Origin of the sequence: Citrobacter sp. MGH104 (assembly GCF_001034485.1) — a bacterium.
Taxonomy (GTDB): domain Bacteria; phylum Pseudomonadota; class Gammaproteobacteria; order Enterobacterales; family Enterobacteriaceae; genus Citrobacter; species Citrobacter freundii.
In genome coordinates this window covers 2,273,116-2,293,468 of the sequence record NZ_KQ089818.1, presented here as the reverse complement: position 1 = coordinate 2,293,468, position 20,353 = coordinate 2,273,116, and the positions used below count along the sequence as shown (strand labels likewise).

17 protein-coding genes are annotated in these 20,353 nt (G+C 53.3%); 8 read left to right on the top strand and 9 right to left on the bottom strand.

The window, feature by feature from the left end:
• The first annotated feature begins 29 nt into the window (after nucleotides 1-29).
• From selA to SK34_RS10740, 6 genes are all read left to right on the top strand, one after another.
• On the top strand, nucleotides 30-1,421 hold the full coding sequence (gene selA / locus SK34_RS10765) for an L-seryl-tRNA(Sec) selenium transferase (RefSeq protein ID WP_003837664.1): 1,392 nt from the start codon (nucleotides 30-32) through the stop codon (nucleotides 1,419-1,421).
• A complete protein-coding gene (gene selB, locus SK34_RS10760; RefSeq protein WP_048233011.1) occupies nucleotides 1,418-3,262 on the top strand; it encodes a selenocysteine-specific translation elongation factor in 1,845 nt (614 codons plus the stop codon). Before selA ends, selB begins: the two co-directional genes overlap by 4 nt.
• A gap of 189 nt (nucleotides 3,263-3,451) precedes the next feature.
• Complete coding sequence (gene yiaY / locus SK34_RS10755) at nucleotides 3,452-4,603, top strand: L-threonine dehydrogenase (protein ID WP_016151158.1); 1,152 nt, start codon at nucleotides 3,452-3,454, stop codon at nucleotides 4,601-4,603.
• A gap of 92 nt (nucleotides 4,604-4,695) precedes the next feature.
• Nucleotides 4,696-6,234: an aldehyde dehydrogenase AldB gene (aldB, locus tag SK34_RS10750; protein WP_003837670.1), complete on the top strand. Its 1,539-nt coding sequence runs from the start codon at nucleotides 4,696-4,698 to the stop codon at nucleotides 6,232-6,234.
• Nucleotides 6,235-6,419: 185 nt separating this feature from the next.
• Nucleotides 6,420-6,743 (top strand): DUF3302 domain-containing protein, encoded by a 324-nt coding sequence (locus SK34_RS10745; protein WP_003024200.1) that lies wholly within the window; start codon nucleotides 6,420-6,422, stop codon nucleotides 6,741-6,743.
• A gap of 5 nt (nucleotides 6,744-6,748) precedes the next feature.
• Complete coding sequence (locus SK34_RS10740) at nucleotides 6,749-7,885, top strand: HlyD family secretion protein (protein WP_003024202.1); 1,137 nt, start codon at nucleotides 6,749-6,751, stop codon at nucleotides 7,883-7,885.
• 7 nt (nucleotides 7,886-7,892) lie between these two features.
• Here SK34_RS10740 and SK34_RS10735 read toward each other — a convergent pair whose 3' ends face one another.
• Nucleotides 7,893-8,855, bottom strand: a complete 963-nt coding sequence (locus tag SK34_RS10735; protein ID WP_003024204.1) for a LysR family transcriptional regulator — start codon at nucleotides 8,853-8,855, stop codon at nucleotides 7,893-7,895.
• A gap of 121 nt (nucleotides 8,856-8,976) precedes the next feature.
• Here SK34_RS10735 and SK34_RS10730 point away from each other — a divergent pair, with 121 nt between their 5' ends.
• Nucleotides 8,977-9,717 carry a MipA/OmpV family protein gene (locus SK34_RS10730; protein ID WP_003024206.1) on the top strand — a complete coding sequence of 247 codons (741 nt, stop codon included), beginning with the start codon at nucleotides 8,977-8,979 and terminating at the stop codon, nucleotides 9,715-9,717.
• Between the two features lie 98 nt (nucleotides 9,718-9,815).
• On the opposite strand, the gene SK34_RS10725 is transcribed toward SK34_RS10730, so the two are convergent.
• Both SK34_RS10725 and SK34_RS10720 read right to left on the bottom strand, forming a co-directional pair.
• Complete coding sequence (locus tag SK34_RS10725; RefSeq protein ID WP_048233009.1) at nucleotides 9,816-11,771, bottom strand: glycoside hydrolase family 127 protein; 1,956 nt, start codon at nucleotides 11,769-11,771, stop codon at nucleotides 9,816-9,818.
• A 10-nt stretch (nucleotides 11,772-11,781) separates the two neighbouring features.
• Entirely contained in the window at nucleotides 11,782-13,182 is a 1,401-nt protein-coding gene (locus SK34_RS10720; protein WP_003837680.1) for an MFS transporter, read from the bottom strand.
• 252 nt (nucleotides 13,183-13,434) lie between these two features.
• Here SK34_RS10720 and SK34_RS10715 point away from each other — a divergent pair, with 252 nt between their 5' ends.
• Complete coding sequence (locus SK34_RS10715) at nucleotides 13,435-14,250, top strand: helix-turn-helix domain-containing protein (RefSeq protein WP_048233007.1); 816 nt, start codon at nucleotides 13,435-13,437, stop codon at nucleotides 14,248-14,250.
• Nucleotides 14,251-14,254: 4 nt separating this feature from the next.
• On the opposite strand, the gene araD is transcribed toward SK34_RS10715, so the two are convergent.
• The 6 genes from araD to SK34_RS10685 all read right to left on the bottom strand — a co-directional run bounded on the left by araD (nucleotide 14,255) and on the right by SK34_RS10685 (nucleotide 20,342).
• A complete protein-coding gene (araD, locus tag SK34_RS10710; protein ID WP_003024215.1) occupies nucleotides 14,255-14,950 on the bottom strand; it encodes an L-ribulose-5-phosphate 4-epimerase in 696 nt (231 codons plus the stop codon).
• Nucleotides 14,944-15,804, bottom strand: coding sequence for an L-ribulose-5-phosphate 3-epimerase (locus SK34_RS10705; RefSeq protein ID WP_048233006.1), 861 nt, complete (start codon nucleotides 15,802-15,804; stop codon nucleotides 14,944-14,946). Before SK34_RS10705 ends, araD begins: the two co-directional genes overlap by 7 nt.
• A complete protein-coding gene (gene ulaD, locus SK34_RS10700; protein ID WP_003837682.1) occupies nucleotides 15,797-16,459 on the bottom strand; it encodes a 3-keto-L-gulonate-6-phosphate decarboxylase UlaD in 663 nt (220 codons plus the stop codon). The genes SK34_RS10705 and ulaD overlap by 8 nt, the downstream gene beginning before the upstream one ends.
• Complete coding sequence (locus tag SK34_RS10695) at nucleotides 16,459-17,961, bottom strand: FGGY-family carbohydrate kinase (RefSeq protein WP_048233004.1); 1,503 nt, start codon at nucleotides 17,959-17,961, stop codon at nucleotides 16,459-16,461. Before SK34_RS10695 ends, ulaD begins: the two co-directional genes overlap by 1 nt.
• 97 nt (nucleotides 17,962-18,058) lie before the next feature.
• Entirely contained in the window at nucleotides 18,059-19,378 is a 1,320-nt protein-coding gene (locus SK34_RS10690) for an MFS transporter (protein ID WP_003837687.1), read from the bottom strand.
• 31 nt (nucleotides 19,379-19,409) lie between these two features.
• Nucleotides 19,410-20,342 carry a DUF4862 family protein gene (locus SK34_RS10685; RefSeq protein WP_048233002.1) on the bottom strand — a complete coding sequence of 311 codons (933 nt, stop codon included), beginning with the start codon at nucleotides 20,340-20,342 and terminating at the stop codon, nucleotides 19,410-19,412.
• Between the last annotated feature and the right edge of the window lie 11 nt (nucleotides 20,343-20,353).

Here is a 20,353-nt window from a genome sequence, read left to right as displayed (position 1 = left end):
GAGAGGGCCACCAACAGCCAGGCCCTTTCATGACAACCGACATGCGTTCACTCTACAGCCAGCTTCCCGCTATCGATCGTTTATTGCGCGATAGCGCCTTCCCAGCCTTACGTGAATCTCACGGTCATACCCGGGTGGTTGACCTGCTGCGTCATATGCTTGACGAAGCCAGAGATGCGATTCGCGACACGCACGCGCTCCCGGCATGGTGTGAGGACTGGGCGCAAGAAGCCAGCGCCCGGCTGGAACGAGAATCGCAAAGCGCGCTGCGTCCGGTGATTAACCTGACCGGAACGGTGCTGCATACCAACCTTGGGCGAGCGTCGCAGGCCGAAGAAGCGATCGAGGCGGTGGTGCAAGCAATGCGCACGCCAGTGACGCTGGAATACAGCCTGGATGATGCCGGACGTGGACATCGGGATCGGGCGCTGGCGGATTTACTCTGCCGTCTGACGGGAGCGGAGGACGCCTGTATCGTCAATAACAATGCGGCAGCGGTTTTACTGATGCTGGCCGCCACGGCCAACGGCAAAGAGGTGGTCGTTTCGCGCGGTGAGCTGGTGGAAATTGGCGGCGCGTTTCGTATTCCGGACGTGATGTGCCAGGCCGGATGTGTTCTGCGCGAAGTCGGTACCACCAACCGGACCCATGCGAAAGATTACCGTCAGGCGGTGAATGAAAATACCGCTCTGCTGATGAAAGTCCATACCAGTAATTACAGTATTGAAGGCTTTACGAAGTCGGTGGATGAGGCTGAGCTGGCCGCTATTGGCAAGGAAGTGGATGTGCCAGTGGTGGCGGATCTCGGCAGCGGCTCACTGGTCGATCTCAGCCAGTATGGATTACCGCAGGAGCCGATGCCGCAACAGCTGATTGCCGCTGGCGTCAGTCTGGTGAGCTTCTCTGGCGATAAATTACTGGGTGGGCCGCAGGCCGGGATTATCGTCGGTAAAAAAGAGATGATCGCTCGCTTACAGAGCCATCCGCTGAAACGCGCATTACGGGCTGATAAAATGACACTGGCTGCGCTGGAAGCGACGCTGCGGCTCTACCTGCACCCGGAAGCGCTGGCGCAGAAGTTGCCGACGTTACGCCAGCTCACTCGCTCGCAGGAGGCTGTCCACGCGCAGGCCCAACACTTACAGGCACGGCTTGCCGAGCATTACGGTGACGAATTCGCCCTGAACGTCATGCCTTGCCTGTCGCAAATTGGCAGCGGCTCGCTACCGGTTGATAGGCTGCCCAGCGCGGCATTAACCTTTACCCCCCATGACGGGCGCGGTAGCCGCCTCGAGGCACTGGCCGCCCGTTGGCGTGCACTGCCCGTGCCGATCATTGGCCGGATTTATGATGGCCGCATGTGGCTGGATCTGCGCTGCCTTGAAGACGAGACCCGGTTTATGGAGATGATGCTGAAATGATTATTGCAACCGCCGGACACGTTGACCACGGAAAAACAACGTTATTACAGGCGATTACCGGCGTGAATGCCGACCGTCTGCCGGAAGAAAAAAAGCGCGGCATGACCATCGATCTCGGCTATGCCTACTGGCCGCAGCCTGACGGGCGGATACTGGGATTTATCGATGTACCCGGACACGAAAAGTTTCTGTCTAACATGCTGGCGGGTGTTGGCGGGATTGATCACGCGCTGCTGGTGGTGGCATGTGATGACGGCGTGATGGCGCAAACGCGTGAGCATTTGCAAATTCTGCAACTGACGGGTAATCCGCAGATCACCGTGGCACTTACGAAAGCCGACCGCGTGGACGAAGCAAGAATTGAAGAGGTGCGTGCGGAGATTCAGGCCGCGCTGGGGAATTATGGTTTCGCGGAGTCGGTGCTTTTCGTCACTGCCGCCAGTGAAGGCCGTGGCATCGAGGAACTGCGCGAACATTTGCTGCAATTAACGTCGCGTGAGCATGCCCGCGATCACAGCTTCCGCCTGGCGATTGACCGTGCCTTTACGGTCAAAGGCGCGGGACTGGTGGTGACCGGGACGGCGCTCAGCGGTGAAGTGAATGTCGGTGACACACTGTGGCTCACGGGCGTCAACAAACCGATGCGCGTACGTAGCCTGCATGCACAAAATCAGGCCACCGATCGCGCGCAGGCGGGACAACGTATTGCGCTAAATATTGCCGGTGATGCGCAAAAAGAAGAACTTAACCGCGGCGACTGGCTGCTTGCTGATGCGCCGCCAGAGGCGTTTACCCGCGTGATTGTTTCTTTAGAACATGCCGCGCCGCTGATGCAGTGGCAACCGTTGCATATTCACCACGCGGCCAGCCACGTCACCGGGCGTATTTCCCTGCTCAAAGGGACGCTGGCGGAACTGGTGTTTGATACACCACTCTGGCTCGCCGATAACGACCGTCTGGTGCTGCGTGATATTTCGGCTCGCACGACGCTGGCCGGTGCGCGCGTGGTCACGCTCAATCCGCCGCGTCGCGGGAAGCGTAAGCCGGAATATTTGCAGTGGCTGTCGGCGTTGGAAAACGCACAGAGTGATGGTGACGCTCTGGCGCTGCACCTGACGCGTGGAGCGGTAAATATTCCCGACTTCGCCTGGGCGCGTCAGCTCAACGGTAACGGCATGCGTCCGTTGATCGAGCAGCATGGTTTTATTCAGGCGGGATACAGTCTGTTGGATGCCACTGTTGCAGCGCGCTGGCAGCGCAAAATCCTCGATACGCTGGCGACTTACCACGACCAGCACCGCGATGAGCCTGGACCTGGGCGCGAACGCCTGCGCCGGATGGCTTTGCCGATGGAAGATGAAGCGCTGGTCCTGCTGCTGATTGAAAAGATGCGCGAGAGCGGCGTCATCCATAGTCATCATGGCTGGCTGCATTTGCCCGATCACAAGGCCGGTTTCAGCGATGAGCAGCAGGCTATCTGGCAAAAAGCAGAACCGCTTTTTGGCGATGAGCCGTGGTGGGTGCGCGACCTGGCAAAACAGACGGGCACGGATGAGCAAATGATGCGTGTGGTGTTACGACAAGCGGCGCAGCAAGGCATCATCACCGCGATCGTGAAAGATCGTTATTACCGTAACGATCGGATAGTGGCCTTTGCCAATATGATCCGCGAACTGGATCAGGAAAGGGGATCGACATGTGCCGCTGATTTTCGCGACAGGCTTAACATCGGGCGCAAATTGGCTATTCAGATTCTGGAATATTTTGACCGCATTGGTTTTACTCGCCGTCGGGGAAATGATCATTTATTACGCGATGCATTGCTGTTCCCCGAAAAGTAATGAAACAATTAATTCAGGAATTAAATGAATTAATACAAAATAGATATTGATTGAAATAAGCACATTAGATTATGAACCTAATGTGCTTTTTAATGTTGGTTGTTATTAAAATAACAATCATGATCATATTCTGTTGGATATTTCACTCGTATGCTTCCTGACTCTTTTAGAGTAATTAAGGATCGTACAATGGCTGCTTCAACATTTTTTATTCCCTCCGTGAATGTAATCGGCGCTGATTCATTAAAAGACGCAATGAATACAATGGCGGAATATGGTTTTCGCCGTACGCTGATTGTCACGGATGCCATGCTAACGAAATTAGGTATGGCTGGCGAGATTCAAAAAGCATTACAGGAACGTGATATTTTCAGCGTAATTTACGACGGTACGCATCCTAATCCCACGACCAGCAACGTTGCCGCTGGCCTGCAAATGTTGACTGAAAACGACTGTGATAGCGTTATTTCTCTCGGTGGCGGTTCTCCACACGATTGTGCAAAAGGTATTGCGCTGGTGGCGGCTAACGGTGGCGATATTCGCGATTACGAAGGTGTAGACCGTTCTGCAAAACCGCAGCTGCCGATGATCGCCATCAACACCACGGCGGGTACGGCATCTGAAATGACCCGCTTCTGCATCATCACCGATGAAGTACGCCACATTAAAATGGCGATTGTGGATAAGCACGTTACGCCGCTGCTGTCGGTTAACGACTCCTCGCTGATGGTCGGCATGCCGAAGTCTCTGACGGCGGCTACCGGTATGGATGCGTTAACCCACGCTATCGAAGCTTACGTGTCGATTGCTGCCACGCCGATTACCGATGCATGTGCGCTGAAAGCGGTCACCATGATTGCGCAAAACCTGCCGGTCGCCGTTGAAGAGGGCAGTAATGCTCAGGCGCGCGAAGCCATGGCCTATGCGCAGTTCCTCGCAGGTATGGCCTTTAACAATGCCTCTCTTGGCTACGTGCATGCAATGGCGCACCAGCTGGGTGGCTTCTACGATCTGCCACACGGAGTATGTAATGCCGTACTGCTGCCGCATGTACAGGTATTTAATAGTAAAGTTGCTGCCGCCCGCCTGCGCGATTGCGCCTCGGCAATGGGTGTGAACGTTGCTGATCTCAACGAAGAGCAAGGGGCAGAAGCCTGCATCGCAGCGATCCGCGAACTGGCGCAGAAAGTGAATATACCGGCCGGTCTGAGTGAGCTGAACGTGAAGGAAGAAGATTTTGCCGTTCTGGCGACTAATGCCCTGAAAGATGCCTGTGGTTTCACTAACCCTATTCAGGCGACACATGAAGAAATCATGGCGATTTATCGTGCTGCCATGTAATTCGTGATACCTGTCGTAAAGCAGTAAAAGGCTGGCGAATAATTCGCCAGTCCCGTCTACCCTTGTAGTACCCCTACAGCAAGGAGACGGTCATGACCAATAACCCCCCTTCAACGCGTATTTACCCCGGCGAGTATGGTTACCCCCTGAAGTTAAAAGCCCGATACGATAACTTTATCGGTGGTGACTGGGTCGCCCCGGTGGACGGCGAGTATTACCAAAACCTGACGCCGGTAACCGGGCAATTACTGTGCGAAGTGGCCTCTTCCGGCAAAAAGGACATCGATTTGGCACTGGATGCCGCGCATAAAGTAAAAGATAAATGGGCGCAGACTTCCGTGCAGGACAGGGCGGCGATTTTGTTCAAAATTGCCGATCGTATGGAGCAAAATCTGGAGCTGCTGGCAACGGCTGAAACCTGGGATAACGGTAAACCCATCCGCGAAACCAGCGCGGCCGATGTGCCGCTGGCAATTGACCATTTCCGCTATTTTGCCTCCTGTATTCGTGCGCAGGAAGGGGGAATCAGCGAGGTTGATAGCGAAACCGTGGCTTATCACTTCCATGAACCTCTTGGCGTGGTAGGGCAAATTATCCCGTGGAACTTCCCGCTGCTGATGGCCAGCTGGAAGATGGCACCCGCGCTGGCGGCGGGTAACTGCGTGGTGCTGAAACCCGCGCGCCTGACGCCGCTGTCCGTGCTGTTGCTGATGGAAGTCATCGGCGATCTGCTCCCGCCTGGCGTGGTGAACGTGGTAAACGGCGCGGGTGGGGAGATCGGTGAGTATCTGGCGACGTCAAAACGTATTGCGAAAGTGGCGTTTACCGGCTCAACGGAAGTTGGGCAGCAGATCATGCAGTACGCCACGCAGAACATTATTCCTGTCACGCTGGAACTGGGCGGGAAATCACCCAATATCTTCTTCGCGGACGTGATGGATGAAGAAGATGCGTTCTTTGACAAAGCGCTGGAAGGTTTTGCATTGTTTGCCTTCAACCAGGGCGAAGTGTGTACCTGTCCGAGTCGTGCGCTGGTTCAGGAATCCATTTATGAACGTTTTATGGAAAGAGCCATTCGTCGGGTGGAAAGTATCCGTAGCGGTAACCCGTTAGACAGCGTGACGCAAATGGGCGCGCAGGTGTCGCATGGTCAACTGGAAACTATTCTGAATTACATCGACATTGGTAAGAAAGAAGGAGCAGATGTTCTCACCGGCGGGCGGCGCAAGCAGCTGGATGGCGAGTTAAAAGAGGGGTACTACCTCGAACCAACCATTCTGTTTGGTAAGAACAACATGCGGGTTTTCCAGGAGGAGATCTTCGGGCCGGTGCTGGCTGTCACAACGTTTAAAACCATGGAAGAGGCGCTGGAAATCGCTAATGACACCCAATATGGGCTTGGCGCTGGCGTCTGGAGTCGTAATGGAAATCTGGCGTACAAAATGGGACGTGGGATTCAGGCGGGGCGAGTTTGGACCAACTGTTACCATGCGTATCCGGCACATGCGGCGTTTGGTGGCTATAAGCAGTCGGGCATCGGGCGCGAAACGCATAAGATGATGCTTGAACATTATCAGCAAACCAAGTGCCTGTTGGTGAGCTACTCTGATAAACCACTGGGGCTGTTTTAATTTCACGTCACTGATTGCCCGGTTTTGCACCGGGCATATCTTTATTCTGCAGTTATATAGAAACCCATATATCGTTATATAAATAAGAAAATTGCATCCAGTCTGGTCATTCCAATACTATTATCAACTCTATTGTTTAAATCAAATTGCATCTGAATTTCTTAATTTAAATCCCTGAGGCAAATATGTTCCTTAATTATTTTGCATTAGGAGTGCTTATTTTTGTATTCCTGGTCATTTTTTACGGGATTATTATTCTGCATGATATTCCCTATCTCATTGCAAAGAAACGTAACCATCCTCATGCCGACGCAATACATGTTGCGGGTTGGGTTAGTTTGTTTACCTTACATGTTATTTGGCCCTTTTTATGGATCTGGGCAACGCTTTATCGTCCGGAGCGCGGATGGGGTATGCAGAGCGCGGATTCTTCCCTGATCCAGCTTCAGGCAAGGGTTGCGGATCTGGAAAAGAAACTGGGTGAGGCCAAGACCTCTCCGGCGGAGTAATATCGATGGATTTACTAATTGTTCTGACCTATGTGGCGTGTGCATGGTCAATATTTAAAATTTTTAAAATTCCTGTAAATAAATGGACAGTTCCTACCGCAGCATTAGGCGGTATATTCATTGTTTGCGGGCTTATATTACTGATGAATTATAACCATCCGTATACCTTTAAAGCACAAAAGGCGGTCATTTCTATTCCCGTGGTGCCGCAGGTAACGGGTGTAGTGACAGAAGTGACGGATAAGAAGAATACGCTAATCAAAAAAGGCGAGGTTCTGTTTAAGCTTAATCCAGGGCGTTATCAGGCACGGGTCGATCGCCTGAAAGCTGATATTGTCACCGCACAGCATAAAGAGCAGGCTCTGGTTGCGCAGTTAGACGAAATGATAGCCAACACGCAGCGGGCAAAGGCCACGCGTGACAAACTGGCAAAAGATTACCAGCGTTATGCACAGGGTAGTCAGGCGAAGGTGAATCCTTTTTCTGAACGCGATATCGATGCGGCGCGGCAAAACTATCTGGCGCAGGAAGCGTCGGTGAAATCTTCCGTCGCGGAGCAGCAGCAAATCCAGAGTCAGTTAGACAGCCTGATACTGGGCGAGAATTCGCAAATTGCCAGCCTGAAAGCGCAGTTAGCCGAAGCGGAGTTCAACCTGGACCAGACGGTGGTTCGCGCGCCCAGCGATGGCTATGTGACGCAGGTGCTGATGCGCCCGGGAACCTATGCCGCCGCGCTGCCGATGCGTCCGGTGATGGTATTCATCCCGGATCAAAAAAGGCAAATTATCGCCCAGTTCCGTCAGAACTCGCTGCTGCGTCTGGAACCTGGCGATGAAGCGGAAGTGGTATTTAACGCGCTGCCGGGTAAGGTATTCAGCGGTAAACTGGCTGCAATTAGTCCGGCAGTGCCGGGCGGGACATACCAGTCGAATGGGGCGCTGCAATCCTTAAATTCTACGCCCGGTTCGGAAGGGGTAATCGCCACGATTGAGCTGAATGATAATGCGGAGGTTAGCGCGTTACCTGACGGGATCTACGCGCAGGTCGCGGTTTATTCTGACCACTTCGAACATGTGTCCGTCATGCGCAAAGTCTTGTTGCGCATGACCAGTTGGGTACATTACCTGTATCTCGATCATTAAACTCAGGCTATTTTGCTTGCTCAGTCTGCTGATCCAGCGACTGAGCAAGCTGCCGGCGAATCTCCGCCAACATCTCATCAAGAATAAACTGTACCCGCCATGGCTGATATTCACGTTTGCGGAAAATCGCCACCAGATCCAGCCACCATTCATGCTGTCCGGAGAAACACGGAACCAGCCCGTTAGGCTGACTTTCTTTTTGTACGCTCGCCTTCGGTGCAAAAACAATGCCCAGATGGTTTCGCGCCAACGACAGCGCAGATTGCGTATTGTCGCAAACATAGTTACCCGTTACGCGGTAATCATTCATCTCTTTACCACCGGGGGAGGAGAATCGCCAAATGTTAGCATCATCAATCATCATGGAATCAATCAGAATACAGGAGTGATGCTCAAGTTCTTCAGGAGTACTGATGGGATGTTGAGCCAGGTATTCCTTGCTGGCAAAAGCGGTAACCACATATTTGGTAATAAAACTGGCGACCAAAGATTCATCTTTTGGATGTGCATAAGTAATTAAAACATCACAGTCATCAGGAAATTCGACTCCTTCATAAAAGGCTTTACGTTCTAGGTTATAGGTTTTTAGCACCAGACTGATATCGCCAATATCCATAATTTTTGCAATAACATGTTGCGATAAGTAAGCGATAATTCCGGTTGGTGCATATACCGTTACTTTTCCACGTTTCTCGTGCTTATAATCAGCAATGAAATTATTTAACTGCTCGTTTCTGTCTAACATGTCATTGATGTAAGGAAGTAACGCTATACCAAACGGCGTGAGGGTCAGTTGCCGGGTGGTGCGGTCAAACACCTTTAATCCAACTTTTGACTCAAAATCAGCAAGATATTTACTGACGTTGGCCTGTGCGATGCCGAGAACAGTCGCGGCATGACTGATATTTTCACTGGCAGCGATTACCGAAATAATCTTCAACTCCCGGTGTTTAAGTTGTAATTTATTCATCGCCAAGCCCAATATATATAATTTTTTATATATTACTATATAAATATGAACCTTGCACCGATGAAATTGTAAGCATTATTATGCACCAGTTTTGTAGCTTATTTTAAAATGGAATGTTGGCATGTTAATTAAACACAATATTGTGGCGCTGCTCGCCTTTTCTTTTATGGCGAGTGCAACTGCCGCAGAGTTTTCTATTGGCGCTGGTGCTGTATATAATGAATCACCTTATCGCGGGTATAATGATAATGTTCACGCAGTACCGCTAGTCAGTTACGAAAGTGAATCATTTTATTTTAGGCAAACAACGCTAGGTTATATTTTGTCTAAGAGTGAAAGTAATGAATTTAGTATTACTGCCTCTTATATGCCGCTTGAGTTTGATCCCGGCGATAATGACGATCATGCGATGAAAAAGCTGGATAAGCGTGACGCAACTGCAATGGCGGGTGCCGCGTGGTATCACCATGAAAGATGGGGTAGCGTGAAAGTCTCCGCCGCTGCGGATGTGCTGGACAACAGTAATGGCTGGGTAGGGGAAGTTTCACTGTTCCGTCCAATGCCGATGGGCAAGCTGACGCTGACGCCATCGATTGGCGTGCTCTACTATGACGAAAACTTCAATGAATACTACTACGGCATATCGGGTAATGAGTCCCGTCGTAGTGGCTTATCAAGCTATTCCCCAGGCGATAGCTGGACACCGTATGTTGGCCTGTCCGCTAAATACGCATTGACCACTAACCTGACGCTGCTGGCAAGCGCCAATTATAGCGCACTGCCGGATGACATTAAAAATAGCCCGATGGTTGATCGCGATGACAGCTTTACCTTTATGTCCGGTCTGACCTGGCGTTTCTGATTTAAATACGTGCCTGATGGCGCTTCGCTTATCAGGCCTACGTGGATAGGTGTTGTAGCCGGATAAGACGTGAAGCGTCGCCATCCGGCACGGTTTAATTACTGCTCGTTTATCCAGATACGCATTTCGCCTTCACCACGGTTTGCCCAGCTAAACCACGGAATAAACGTCAATGTATGCGCCTGACGCGAAGTTGGGGAAACATCGTAGTGCCACAACGATTGTTGTGCTGCATCGGCTGCACTTTGCTTCACACCTTCAGCCTGAATTAACATTTTATGGCTGAACAATCCCTTACCTTCGAATACTCTGAACTCACTCTCTTTTGGCAACCACAGATTATGCAATTCCTCGCCGTTGTCGGCCTGCTCCAGGCAATATACCAGTGGCCCACGCTGAATGGCGACCTTACCGGCAACATGACGCACTAATGGATTTCCGTATACCCGACGCACCGGCATTGGCAGGGTCAAACTGAGCGTATCGCCTTCCTGCCAGGTTCGACTGATGTGCAAATAGCCTTTGCGAATATCCTGCTCAACCGGCTGACCATTCAACAAAACCTGCGGCGCGGAGCACCAGTCTGGCAGGCGCAGAGCCAGAGTGTGATAAACCGACCGCGGTGATTCGATGGTGATTTTTACCTGCTCATGCCATGGGTAATCTCCGCTAATACGCAGTTTAAGCGAGCCGTTTACAACAGGGACCTCCATGCTATTGCCCACGTACATATTGATATACAGCGCGTCCTGACGCGGTGTATAGATGTAGTGGCCAATTGAGGTTAACACGCGGGCGATATTCGGCGGGCAACAGGCGCAGCCAAACCAGCGCTGACGAACGGGTTTCACGTGGTCATAAATATGATTGAATTTTAATGATTTAGGATGTACTTCCAGCGGGTTCACATAGAAGAAGTGCTTGCCATCGAGCGCCATCCCGCCCAATACGGTATTATACAGGGCGCGCTCCATCACGTCGGCATACTGGCTGTCGGCTTCCATTTCCAGCATTCTGCGGGCGAACATCATCAGGCCGATAGAGGCGCAGCTTTCCGCATAAACGGAGTCGTTGGGCAGATCGTAATCGCAGCTAAACGCCTCGCCGCTGCTTTGTGAACCGATCCCGCCGGTAATGTACAACTGGCGCTGGGCCATGTTTTTCCACAGACGCAGGCAATCCTGACGCTTGCCTTCGTCCTGGCTTAAGCGTGCCAGATGAGCGACGCCGGTCATCAGGTAGACAAAGCGCACCGCATGCCCGATCGCCGTTTGCTGTTCTGAAATGGGCTGATGAGCCTGGCTATAGGGTTTATCCTTCACCATCCATGCCGGACCGTAAGTATGCCAGTAAGAGGTTTGGCCGCGCTTTTCGTACTCTTCGTCATAGAAATGGGGCTGTGCGCCGCGCTGTTCCACAAAGTAATTTACCAGCGCCATATAGCGTGGTTGCTGGGTCACTTCGTATAAGCGCATTAACGCCAGTTCGATTTCCGGGTGTCCTGGGTAGCCGCGCAGTTGATTCTCCCTGAGTCCAAACACGCTGTCGATGTGATCCGCCAGGCGACACACCACCTCTAACAGACGGCGTTTACCCGTTGCCTGAAAGAACGCGACGCCTGCTTCGATCAAATGACCTGCACAGTACAACTCATGACACTCGGCGAGGTTGGTCCAGCGTTCATCCGGTGCTTTCACTGTGAAGTACGTATTGAGATAGCCGTCTTCACACTGGGCGGCCGCCACCAGTTCAATGACTTCATCGGCCGTTTGTTCAAGTTCCGCATCGGGTTTCTGGCACAGGGACCAGGCAACGGCCTCCAGCCACTTTGCTACGTCGCTATCCTGAAAAACCATGCCGTAAAATTCGCCATCCTGCAGGCCCGCGGCGATACGGAAATTCTCTATCGCATGACTTGGTTCCGCCTCTGCAATGCGGTCATTGAGCGCATCCCATTGATAGGGGATCACCACGTCACGCACCAACTGCTGATATTGTCCGAGGAACGGATCGCTGACGGTGAGCTTATGCAGGTCGACTTCCAGTACGTTCATTTCGTGCTCCTTAAGGCTGTACATGACGCTGACGCAGATCGGTGGCAATGCGCGACATCATCGGATTATTGAGTTTGCAGATGCGGATAGACAGCGCCAACAGCAGGTGGAACAGTGCGGGAAGCAGCGTCTCCATCGCGGTAATTCCTTGCAGCGAGCTGGCGGTTTGGTTACCAGCGCCTGGCTGATAGGCGACAAAAATAAACAGCAGGCTGATGATCCCCGCACTTGAGGCCCAGGCCAGCTTGATGAAAAACAGATTGAAGGCGAAATTCATGCCGGAGGAACGTACGCCGGTTTTCCACTCGCCGTAATCGTCGGCGAAGGCCATCAGTGAGAAGTGCAACGGCAGCGTGAAGCCTAAAATAATGCCGTTACCGAGGATGACTGCCAGCCACAGCGTCTGATAAGCCGGGCCGGTTGGCAGGAACCACATCAGTATCGCCAGGGCCGTCAGCACCAGATTGGTGTAGTAATAGAGTTTGACGGTATCGATGCGACGGGTCAGGGGGCTGACGATCACTGAACCGATGATGGACGCGAAAGTGACCATGGTGAAAAACAGCGACGTATAGGCGGTGCTGCCTTCCAGCACGTAGGTAATAAAATACATGTACCCGCCGCCGCGAATATTAAAGACGTTGATCAGCAGGAAAGACATTACCAGCATCAACAAGAGCTGATCGTTTTTGCGCAGCCCTCCAATGTGTTCACGCAAGGTAAATTTCCCCATCATCGCCAGCGGTACACGCTCGCGAACCCAGAAGAAACAGCACAGGAACATCACCACCGCGATGGCACACAGGATGCCCACGCCAAACTGATAACCCTGTGCGGCATTGCCCTGACCCAGAATATCCACCATCCACGGCAGACCAACGGAAACCAGGAATCCCGCCACGCCGCACAGCACAAAGCGCCAGGACTGACAGGCGATCACCTCGTTATGGCGGGTCGTCATGGTGTTGATCAGCGCACAATACGGTACGTTGATGGCGGTATAGCCGACAGAGAGCAGGAGATAGGTGCCGAATGCCCAGGCGATCTTGACCCCCATGCTGGCGTCCGGGACGGTAAAAGTGAGCACGCCAATAATACCGATCGGAATCGCAACCCACAGTTGCCACGGGCGAAAGCGCCCCCAGCGGCTTTGCGTACGGTCGGCTAGCACACCCATGATGGGGTCGGAAATGGCGTCAAATACACGCAGGGCAATAAATAATGTGCCGACCAGCGCAGGCGTTAACCCGAAGACATCGGTGTAGAAAAATGTCAGGAAGTTCATGATCAGGCAGGTAATTACTGTCCCGCCAGCATCGCCTAGTCCATAACCAATTTTTTCACGCAGGGATAATTTGTCGTCCTGGGCACGCTGTGCCAAATCAGATGTTGTAATCGGAGCCGAAGTCATAAATAACTCCCGGAGAGGATGTTCAGAAAGTATCCCGCTACGTTGCGGGTTATTTGTTTGTAATTTGCAAAATACGTTATTTATTCTGCACGAAATGTTTGGGTCAACAAGGGAAGAGAAAAGTATAAAAAGATGACAATTCCGACTTCATTATAAAAATGTGATTTCGATCCGGCGGAAAGCAGGTTTATCGTGAATAATCAATGATAAAGATCGGTTTAAATAATGTAGAAAGCGGGAATTTGAATATATATGCTCGAATTATCCATGTCTCTTCCGATTAAAGTGCAAAATGGTGGGCTATTTATTTCCCGGGGCGTGGGCAGTCATCCTGCGCGACGATTGCAATCCTGGGAAATTATCTTTGTTGAAAAAGGGACATTAACGATTCGCGAAGGCCAGACAGTTTTTTGCGTGAATTCCGGAGAAAGTTTGCTGCTGTGGCCGCAGCGCTTGCATATTGGCGTTGGGCAATTTCCGGCTGATTTGAAATTTTACTGGCTGCATTTTGAGGTGACGGCAGAAAACGACGCATCAATAACGGAACCGTTACTTGCTATCCCTCAACATACCCGGGTGGACGAGCCCCAATATATTATTTCGCTGTTTCGCCAGTTCTTACGCGAGCAGGAAAATATTCATCGCAGCATGGCGCTGGAACTGATCCTGCTGCTGATTTTGCAGCAAATATCCGCAGCCGCCAGCGAGCAACCTGTCGACAGCCCCGGGAATGCGTTGGCCTGGAAAGCGCAGCAAATCATTCACACCCGGTTCCACCTGCCGATTTCCGCCTCAACGTTGGCGAAAGAGCTGCATTGCAATGCGGATTATCTGGGGCGCGTTTTCCGTGGCGCTTTCCGGCTGACGCTAACCGAAGCGTTGCACCGTCAGCGGGTAAGGGCGGCAGAAAAACTGTTAATCAGCGATTCGCTGTCGCTAACCGAGGTGGCGATGAAATGTGGATTTAATGATGTGGGTTATTTTCGCAAAATATTCCACAAGCACACCAGCCTGACGCCCGCGGCGTGGAAACGGCGCTATTGCAAAGAACATATCAATAGCGCCTGACCCGTTATTGTCCGTAATACGCATTCGCCCCGTGTTTGCGCAGATAATGTTTATCCAGCAACTCAGACTGCATATCCGGCAACTGCGGGGCTAACTGGCGAGAGAACAACCCCATGTAGGCGCACTCTTCGAGCACCACAGCGTTATGCACCGCGTCTGCGGCGTCTTTACCCCAGGCGAACGGTCCGTGGGAGTGCACCAATACCGCCGGAACCTGCAGCGGATTGAGATCGCGCTGCTCGAAGGTCTGAATGATCACCTCTCCGGTTTGATATTCATATTCGCCGTTGATCTCTTCAGCGGTCATTAGACGCGTACACGGAATAGAACCATAGAAATAATCGGCATGCGTGGTGCCCCATGCAGGGAGATCCAGACCCGCCTGCGACCAGATCGTCGCGTGGCGAGAATGGGTATGGACGATCCCGCCGATCTGTGGATAACGACGATACAGCGCCAGATGGGTTGGCGTGTCGGACGACGGTTTTTTGTTGCCTTCCACCACGTTGCCGCTGGCAATATCCACTACCACCATGTCGTCGGCGGTCATCACCTCATATTCCACGCCGGATGGCTTAATCACCATCAGTTTACGTGTTTCATCCACTGCGCTGACGTTGCCCCAGGTAAAGGTGACTAAGCCATGAGCCGGGAGCGCCAGGTTTGCCGCCAGCACCTCGGCTTTCAGTTGTTCTAACATGGAAATCCTCCTTCCTGCATGCGTGCTTCTATCCAGCGCCGTGCCTGGATAATTTCCAGTACCGGCTCCTTCGCTTTTTCAGTCCACATTTCAATCAGAAACGACCCGCGATAGTTCAGCTGATGCAGCGTTTTGAAGATGCCAACAAAGTCCACGCACCCTTCGCCAAACGGCACATCGCGAAACTGGCCCGGATGAGTTTCGGTTACCGGCAGCGTGTCTTTCAGATGGATAGCAGCGATGCGGTCAATGCCCAGCGTCAATTCGGCAGTGACGTCATTCCCCCAGGCGCTGAGGTTGCCCACGTCCGGATAAACGGTGAACCACGGCGATGACAGCATTTCATCCCACTTTTTCCACTTGCTGATCGAGTTCATAAACGCGGTATCCATGATTTCTACCGCCAGCATCACCTGCGCGGCAGTTGCTTGCTCGACTGCCCATGCCAGCCCTTCGGCAAAGCGCTGCTGCGTTCCTGCGTCATGTTCTTCGTAATAGACGTCGTAACCAGCCAGTTGAATAGTGCGGATACCCAGATCGCGCGCCAGACGAATGGCTTTGCTCATTATTTCTCGCGCCCGCTCACGCACGGCTTCATCGCGGCTGCCAAAGGGAAAACGACGGTGGGCGGACAAGCACATTGATGGGATCGCCACGCCGGTTTCCAGCATCGCGCTCACCAGCGATGCGCGCTGAGCCGGACTCCAGTCGAGACGCGACAGACGTTCATCGGTTTCATCCACCGACATCTCGACGAAATCAAAACCGCAGCTTTTTGCCAGCACCAGCCGTTCCGGCCAGGAGAGGTCTTTCGCCAGCGCTTTTTCATAGATACCTAATGGATGATTACGCATGCTGTGTTCCCCAGATGGCGTCGATTTGCGCATGGAATTCGCCAGCAACCTGCGCTGGGTTTTGCGCTCCCGCCAGCGCGCGCCCGGCAATAAAAGCTTTGACGTTAATATCGCGAAACAACGACAGATCGGCGGGCGTGATCCCACCGGTAATCGACAGTTCCAGACCAATATCAGAAAGCGCCTTCATGCGCGCCAGGTCTGCTTCTCCCCACTGTTGTCCGCTGGCCTGAGCATCGCGGCCACGATGGTAAATCGCCTGGCGAACACCAACGCGATACCAGTCGCGGGCATCATCCAGCGTCCAGTTGCCGAACAGCTCCATCTGAATTTCGCCGCCGCAGGACTGCGCGATGCCATGACCTTTCTCTACCGTCGCCAGCGGCGCAGCACAGATGATGGTCATCCAGTTGGCACCTGCTCCAAAGGCTTGCTGCGCGAGGGTTTCGCCCGCATCGGCCACTTTCCAGTCGGCGACGATGATTTTATTCGGGCACTGGGCACGCAGTGCTTTCACGGCGCTCAGCCCTTCGGTTAAGCAGAGAATCGTCCCCGCTTCAACGATATCGACGTTCTCTTGTAGCAGCGCGACGTCGCGTTGTGCGGCTTCAAGGCTGGTGTGGTCGAGCGCCAGTTGCAGTAATGGTCGACTCATCATTCGTGCTCCTTAATGCGGGCGTGGTAGCCCTGTAGTGCGGTAATTAAATCCAGGTATTGGCGGTATTTACGCTGGTAGCTCGCCTGCGCGGCGGCGTCCGGCAATAGCGTGCGTACCGGGTGCTGTAGGCTGCGCTGGGCGTCGCTGAAGTTGGAGTAAACGCCGGTGCCGACGCGGGCGGCGAGCGCAGCGCCAAAGCAACCGGTCTCTTCAATCTGCGGCAATTCGATACGTAAACCGCTGACGTCTGCCAGCATTTGCATCCAGATGTCGGAGTGCGCCGGACCGCCGGTGACGCGCAGGGTATGCGCCTTCGTAAAACGTTCGCGCATGCGGTTGAGGTGGGTCATGTGGCTAAAAACCACGCCTTCGTAGATGGCCTGTAATAAGTGGGCGCGAGTGTGTATTGCCTGCATGCCATAAAAGCCGCTGGTCATCTCCAGCCCGGCGTTGCTGCCGTACAAAAAGGGCAGGAAGAAAAGCTCGCTACCGGCTTTCGGTAAGCTGGCGACGGCCTGATTGATCTCAGCAAAAGAGAGTTCGCCCCACTGGGCGGTAAACCATTCCAGATTGCCGGAAGAGGTTGGGCTGGCTTCGTGAACGATGTACTGCCCGTCGCTGACATAGCGCCCATAAACATAGGGATGGGCCTCGTGGTCGCGCAGACCGTGAGCGATCCCGCTGGTGACGGCCCAGGTACCCATCACCGCGTTGAGGGTGTATTCATCTTCGATACCGGCGCAGAGTGCGGTGGAAACCACATCAAACAGTCCGCCGACGACGGGCGTGCCCGCCGCCAGACCGGTTATGGCGGCTGTCTGAGCGGTGATTTCCCCGCATATTTCTGCTGAACCGACAATCGGCGGTAGCGCATTGTCGATCTCACTGATGCCCAGCCACTGGGTCAGGCGCGAGTCGTACTGACCCGAAGTCATGTTGTAGAGGTTCGACTCGGAGATATTGCTCTCTTCACAGCCTTTGACGCCGGTTAAGCACCAGCGCAGATAGTCATGGCCCATCATGACGCAGCCAATTTGTGCGTAACGATGAGGTTGATTCTCTTTCACCCAGCGCAGCAATGATGCCGGATGCCCGGTCCACAATGTCTGGCGGGTGACCGGGTAGAGCTGCTCAGGGATCCCATCCTGCTGCCAGCGCTGAACGATGCCCATCGCCCGGCGGTCGGAAGAAAGGATGGCATTGCCCAGCGGTTTATCCTGCTTATCGAGAAGGAACAGGCCTTTGCCCTGAGCGGAAATACCGACGCCTTTGATTTGATCGCCGCAGACGCCGGTGCGCGCTAACAGCCCGGCGATCGTGGCTACACACTGTTGCCACAACTGGTGCATATCGCGTTCGGCGTAACCGGGCAATGGCGATGCGGTCTGCAACGATTGCCGGTTAATGCCATGTTCATGACCTTTGGCGTCATACAACCCGGCTTTCAGATACGTACCGCCACAATCAATACCCAGCCAGAAGGTCTCTTTCTCACTCATCTTGTTATCTCATTTTTGCCGGATGGCGCTGCGCTTATCCGGCCTGGGACGGTTGCTACCTGTAGGCCCGGTAAGCGAAGCGCCACCGGGCATTGTTTTACGCTGTACGTTTATGTGGATTCAGTGTCTTTAGCGGAGCGGCACCGGCGTCGCATTTGGCTGGCAGCAGCAGCGCCATCAGCGCGGCCAGAGCCAGTGAGATAGCCAGGCAGTAAACCCCCGCATCTTTGCTATACAGGGTGATGAGTACGCCGACCGCATAAGGACCGCAGAAGCCGCCGAGGTTGCCCAGCGCGTTGATGACTCCACGCGCGCCACCGGCCATTTCCGCACTGAACAAACGCGCCGGAATGGTCCAGAACACGCCCGCTGCCGATTGCAGGAAGAAGCCGCAGCCGACCAGCGCGGCATAAGCCAGCCAGACGTTATTTTTCAGCGCCACGGAAAGGAACATGCACAGGGCAAAGCCAATCAACGGCAGGCAGACGAACAGCTTGCGTTTACCGGTGCGGTCAGAGAGAGAAGAGAACAGGAACATCCCGGCAATGGCCCCGACGTACGGCAGAATGGCGAGCATACCGACCTGTCCCATGCTGCTGTGCGTCAACTCTTTGAGGATGGTCGGCAGCCACAGGGTGTAACCGTAAATCCCGGTCTGATAGAAGAAGTTCAGCGCGATGAGCTGCCACATGGTTTTATCGGAAAGCACCGCGCCCAGAGAGGCATTTTTGACTTCCGTTCCGGCAATGGCTTTTTGCTCGGCGGCCAGCGTTTCGACCAGGTAATTTTTCTCGGCCTCAGAGATCCAGCGCGCCTCCTGCGGACGGTCGTAAACGGTATAGGCCCACAACACCAGTACAACGACGGAAAGCAAACCTTCAATGATGAACAGCCAGCGCCAGTCGAGAACGGTGATAATCCAGCCCGAGAGCGGAGCGGTAATGATCCCGGCAATCGGCACAAACATAATCACAATCGCATTGGCGCGACCACGCTCGGCGTCGGGGAACCAGTTACTGATCATCGTCAGCACCACCGGCAGCATGCCGCCTTCGGCAACGCCGAGTAAAAAGCGCAGAACCAGCAGTTGGTACTGATTAGTGATTAACCCCGTGAGGACGGAAATAACCGCCCAGGCAACCAGCGACCAGCCGATAAATTTCTTGCCGCTACCGTGAACGGCAATTTTTCCGCCGGGAACCTGTAAAAACAGATAACCGATAAAGAAAATACCGCCAGCCAGTCCTGCCATGGTGGCGGAAATACCTAATTCCTCATCCATTCCGCCCGGCATCGCGAAAGCGATATTGACGCGGTCCATATAAGAAATAATACAGGCGATGAGAATAGGTGGAATAATCCGCAGCCAGCGCTGACGGGGTATATCTTTGAGTGTAGGGCGAGAGGTCATGTTCATATTAATATTCTCGTAGAGTAGTATTTTATTTTTATAGTTTTGCTTTATTTAATGCGGCGATACCGTCGCGCAATATTGCTACGCGATGGTTCACATCTGCATTGGCGTTTATTTCCAGCAATTTAATACCGGCAAATTGCAATGGTTCGGCTTCTGCGCAGGCGAATAATTCGCGGGCATGGTCGGTGGTCATCAGGCTTTGTGGGCAGAATGGGGCAAACGGCGCGTGTAAGTCCTGCCACTCGCCGTATTCCCCCGCAAGCGTGGTACCGGAGAACATCAGCGCGCCCAGTTTTCCAGCCCGTTTGGCCTGCTGCGTGTGGGCCAGCGCCAGGGCGGGATTCTGCCCTTCAATGGTCGATCGCGCCCAGTTAATGCACACGCTGATGTCATACCCGGCAATGACCTCCAGCACATTGTCTAACGGCAGAAAGCCTTTGCGCGGCGCAATGCCGGTCATGGCGTCGCAATGTTCCAGCACCAGATCGCAGGACCAGTCCCAGGAGGTAATCTCTTTCAGCGAACGGGCAAACGCGTCGGTGGCCTGTGCAACATTTGGGTTGCTGGCATTGGGGGCGGCATGCAGTTCCAGCGCAATCACTTTTCCGGCGTGTGCCGTATTGATATGGTTGATTTTCTGCTGCAGATGACGGTAATACGCCACGCAGGCTTTACGCTGTTCTTCGTCGCTGGAGGCCAGCCCAAAAGCGCTGTTTGCGCCGCGACGGCGCATGGTTTCCATAATGGCGGTGACCACGATTTGCCAGTCGCCCGGCGTATGACGTAATAACCATTCGTCGCCTAACGGGTGAAGATGTTCAAGGCAGGGCTGCTCCAGACCGCGAATATCCGGAGTATCGGCGAGCTGTCGCCAGAATTCCTTCTCTTCCTCTTCACTCTTTTGGTGAAATGAGGGTGCACAGGGGTACGCACCGATAATATAACCGGCATTATTAACGCTCATGTTGTGCTCCT

What these genes read in the sequence shown, in the direction of transcription:
- selA (WP_003837664.1), top strand. Translation starts at nt 30, where the DNA reads ATGACAACCGACATGCGTTCACTCTACAGCCAGCTTCCCGCTATCGAT.
- selB (WP_048233011.1), top strand. Translation starts at nt 1,418, where the DNA reads ATGATTATTGCAACCGCCGGACACGTTGACCACGGAAAAACAACGTTA.
- yiaY (WP_016151158.1), top strand. Translation starts at nt 3,452, where the DNA reads ATGGCTGCTTCAACATTTTTTATTCCCTCCGTGAATGTAATCGGCGCT.
- aldB (WP_003837670.1), top strand. Translation starts at nt 4,696, where the DNA reads ATGACCAATAACCCCCCTTCAACGCGTATTTACCCCGGCGAGTATGGT.
- SK34_RS10745 (WP_003024200.1), top strand. Translation starts at nt 6,420, where the DNA reads ATGTTCCTTAATTATTTTGCATTAGGAGTGCTTATTTTTGTATTCCTG.
- SK34_RS10740 (WP_003024202.1), top strand. Translation starts at nt 6,749, where the DNA reads ATGGATTTACTAATTGTTCTGACCTATGTGGCGTGTGCATGGTCAATA.
- SK34_RS10735 (WP_003024204.1), bottom strand. Translation starts at nt 8,855, where the DNA reads ATGAATAAATTACAACTTAAACACCGGGAGTTGAAGATTATTTCGGTA.
- SK34_RS10730 (WP_003024206.1), top strand. Translation starts at nt 8,977, where the DNA reads ATGTTAATTAAACACAATATTGTGGCGCTGCTCGCCTTTTCTTTTATG.
- SK34_RS10725 (WP_048233009.1), bottom strand. Translation starts at nt 11,771, where the DNA reads ATGAACGTACTGGAAGTCGACCTGCATAAGCTCACCGTCAGCGATCCG.
- SK34_RS10720 (WP_003837680.1), bottom strand. Translation starts at nt 13,182, where the DNA reads ATGACTTCGGCTCCGATTACAACATCTGATTTGGCACAGCGTGCCCAG.
- SK34_RS10715 (WP_048233007.1), top strand. Translation starts at nt 13,435, where the DNA reads ATGCTCGAATTATCCATGTCTCTTCCGATTAAAGTGCAAAATGGTGGG.
- araD (WP_003024215.1), bottom strand. Translation starts at nt 14,950, where the DNA reads ATGTTAGAACAACTGAAAGCCGAGGTGCTGGCGGCAAACCTGGCGCTC.
- SK34_RS10705 (WP_048233006.1), bottom strand. Translation starts at nt 15,804, where the DNA reads ATGCGTAATCATCCATTAGGTATCTATGAAAAAGCGCTGGCGAAAGAC.
- ulaD (WP_003837682.1), bottom strand. Translation starts at nt 16,459, where the DNA reads ATGAGTCGACCATTACTGCAACTGGCGCTCGACCACACCAGCCTTGAA.
- SK34_RS10695 (WP_048233004.1), bottom strand. Translation starts at nt 17,961, where the DNA reads ATGAGTGAGAAAGAGACCTTCTGGCTGGGTATTGATTGTGGCGGTACG.
- SK34_RS10690 (WP_003837687.1), bottom strand. Translation starts at nt 19,378, where the DNA reads ATGAACATGACCTCTCGCCCTACACTCAAAGATATACCCCGTCAGCGC.
- SK34_RS10685 (WP_048233002.1), bottom strand. Translation starts at nt 20,342, where the DNA reads ATGAGCGTTAATAATGCCGGTTATATTATCGGTGCGTACCCCTGTGCA.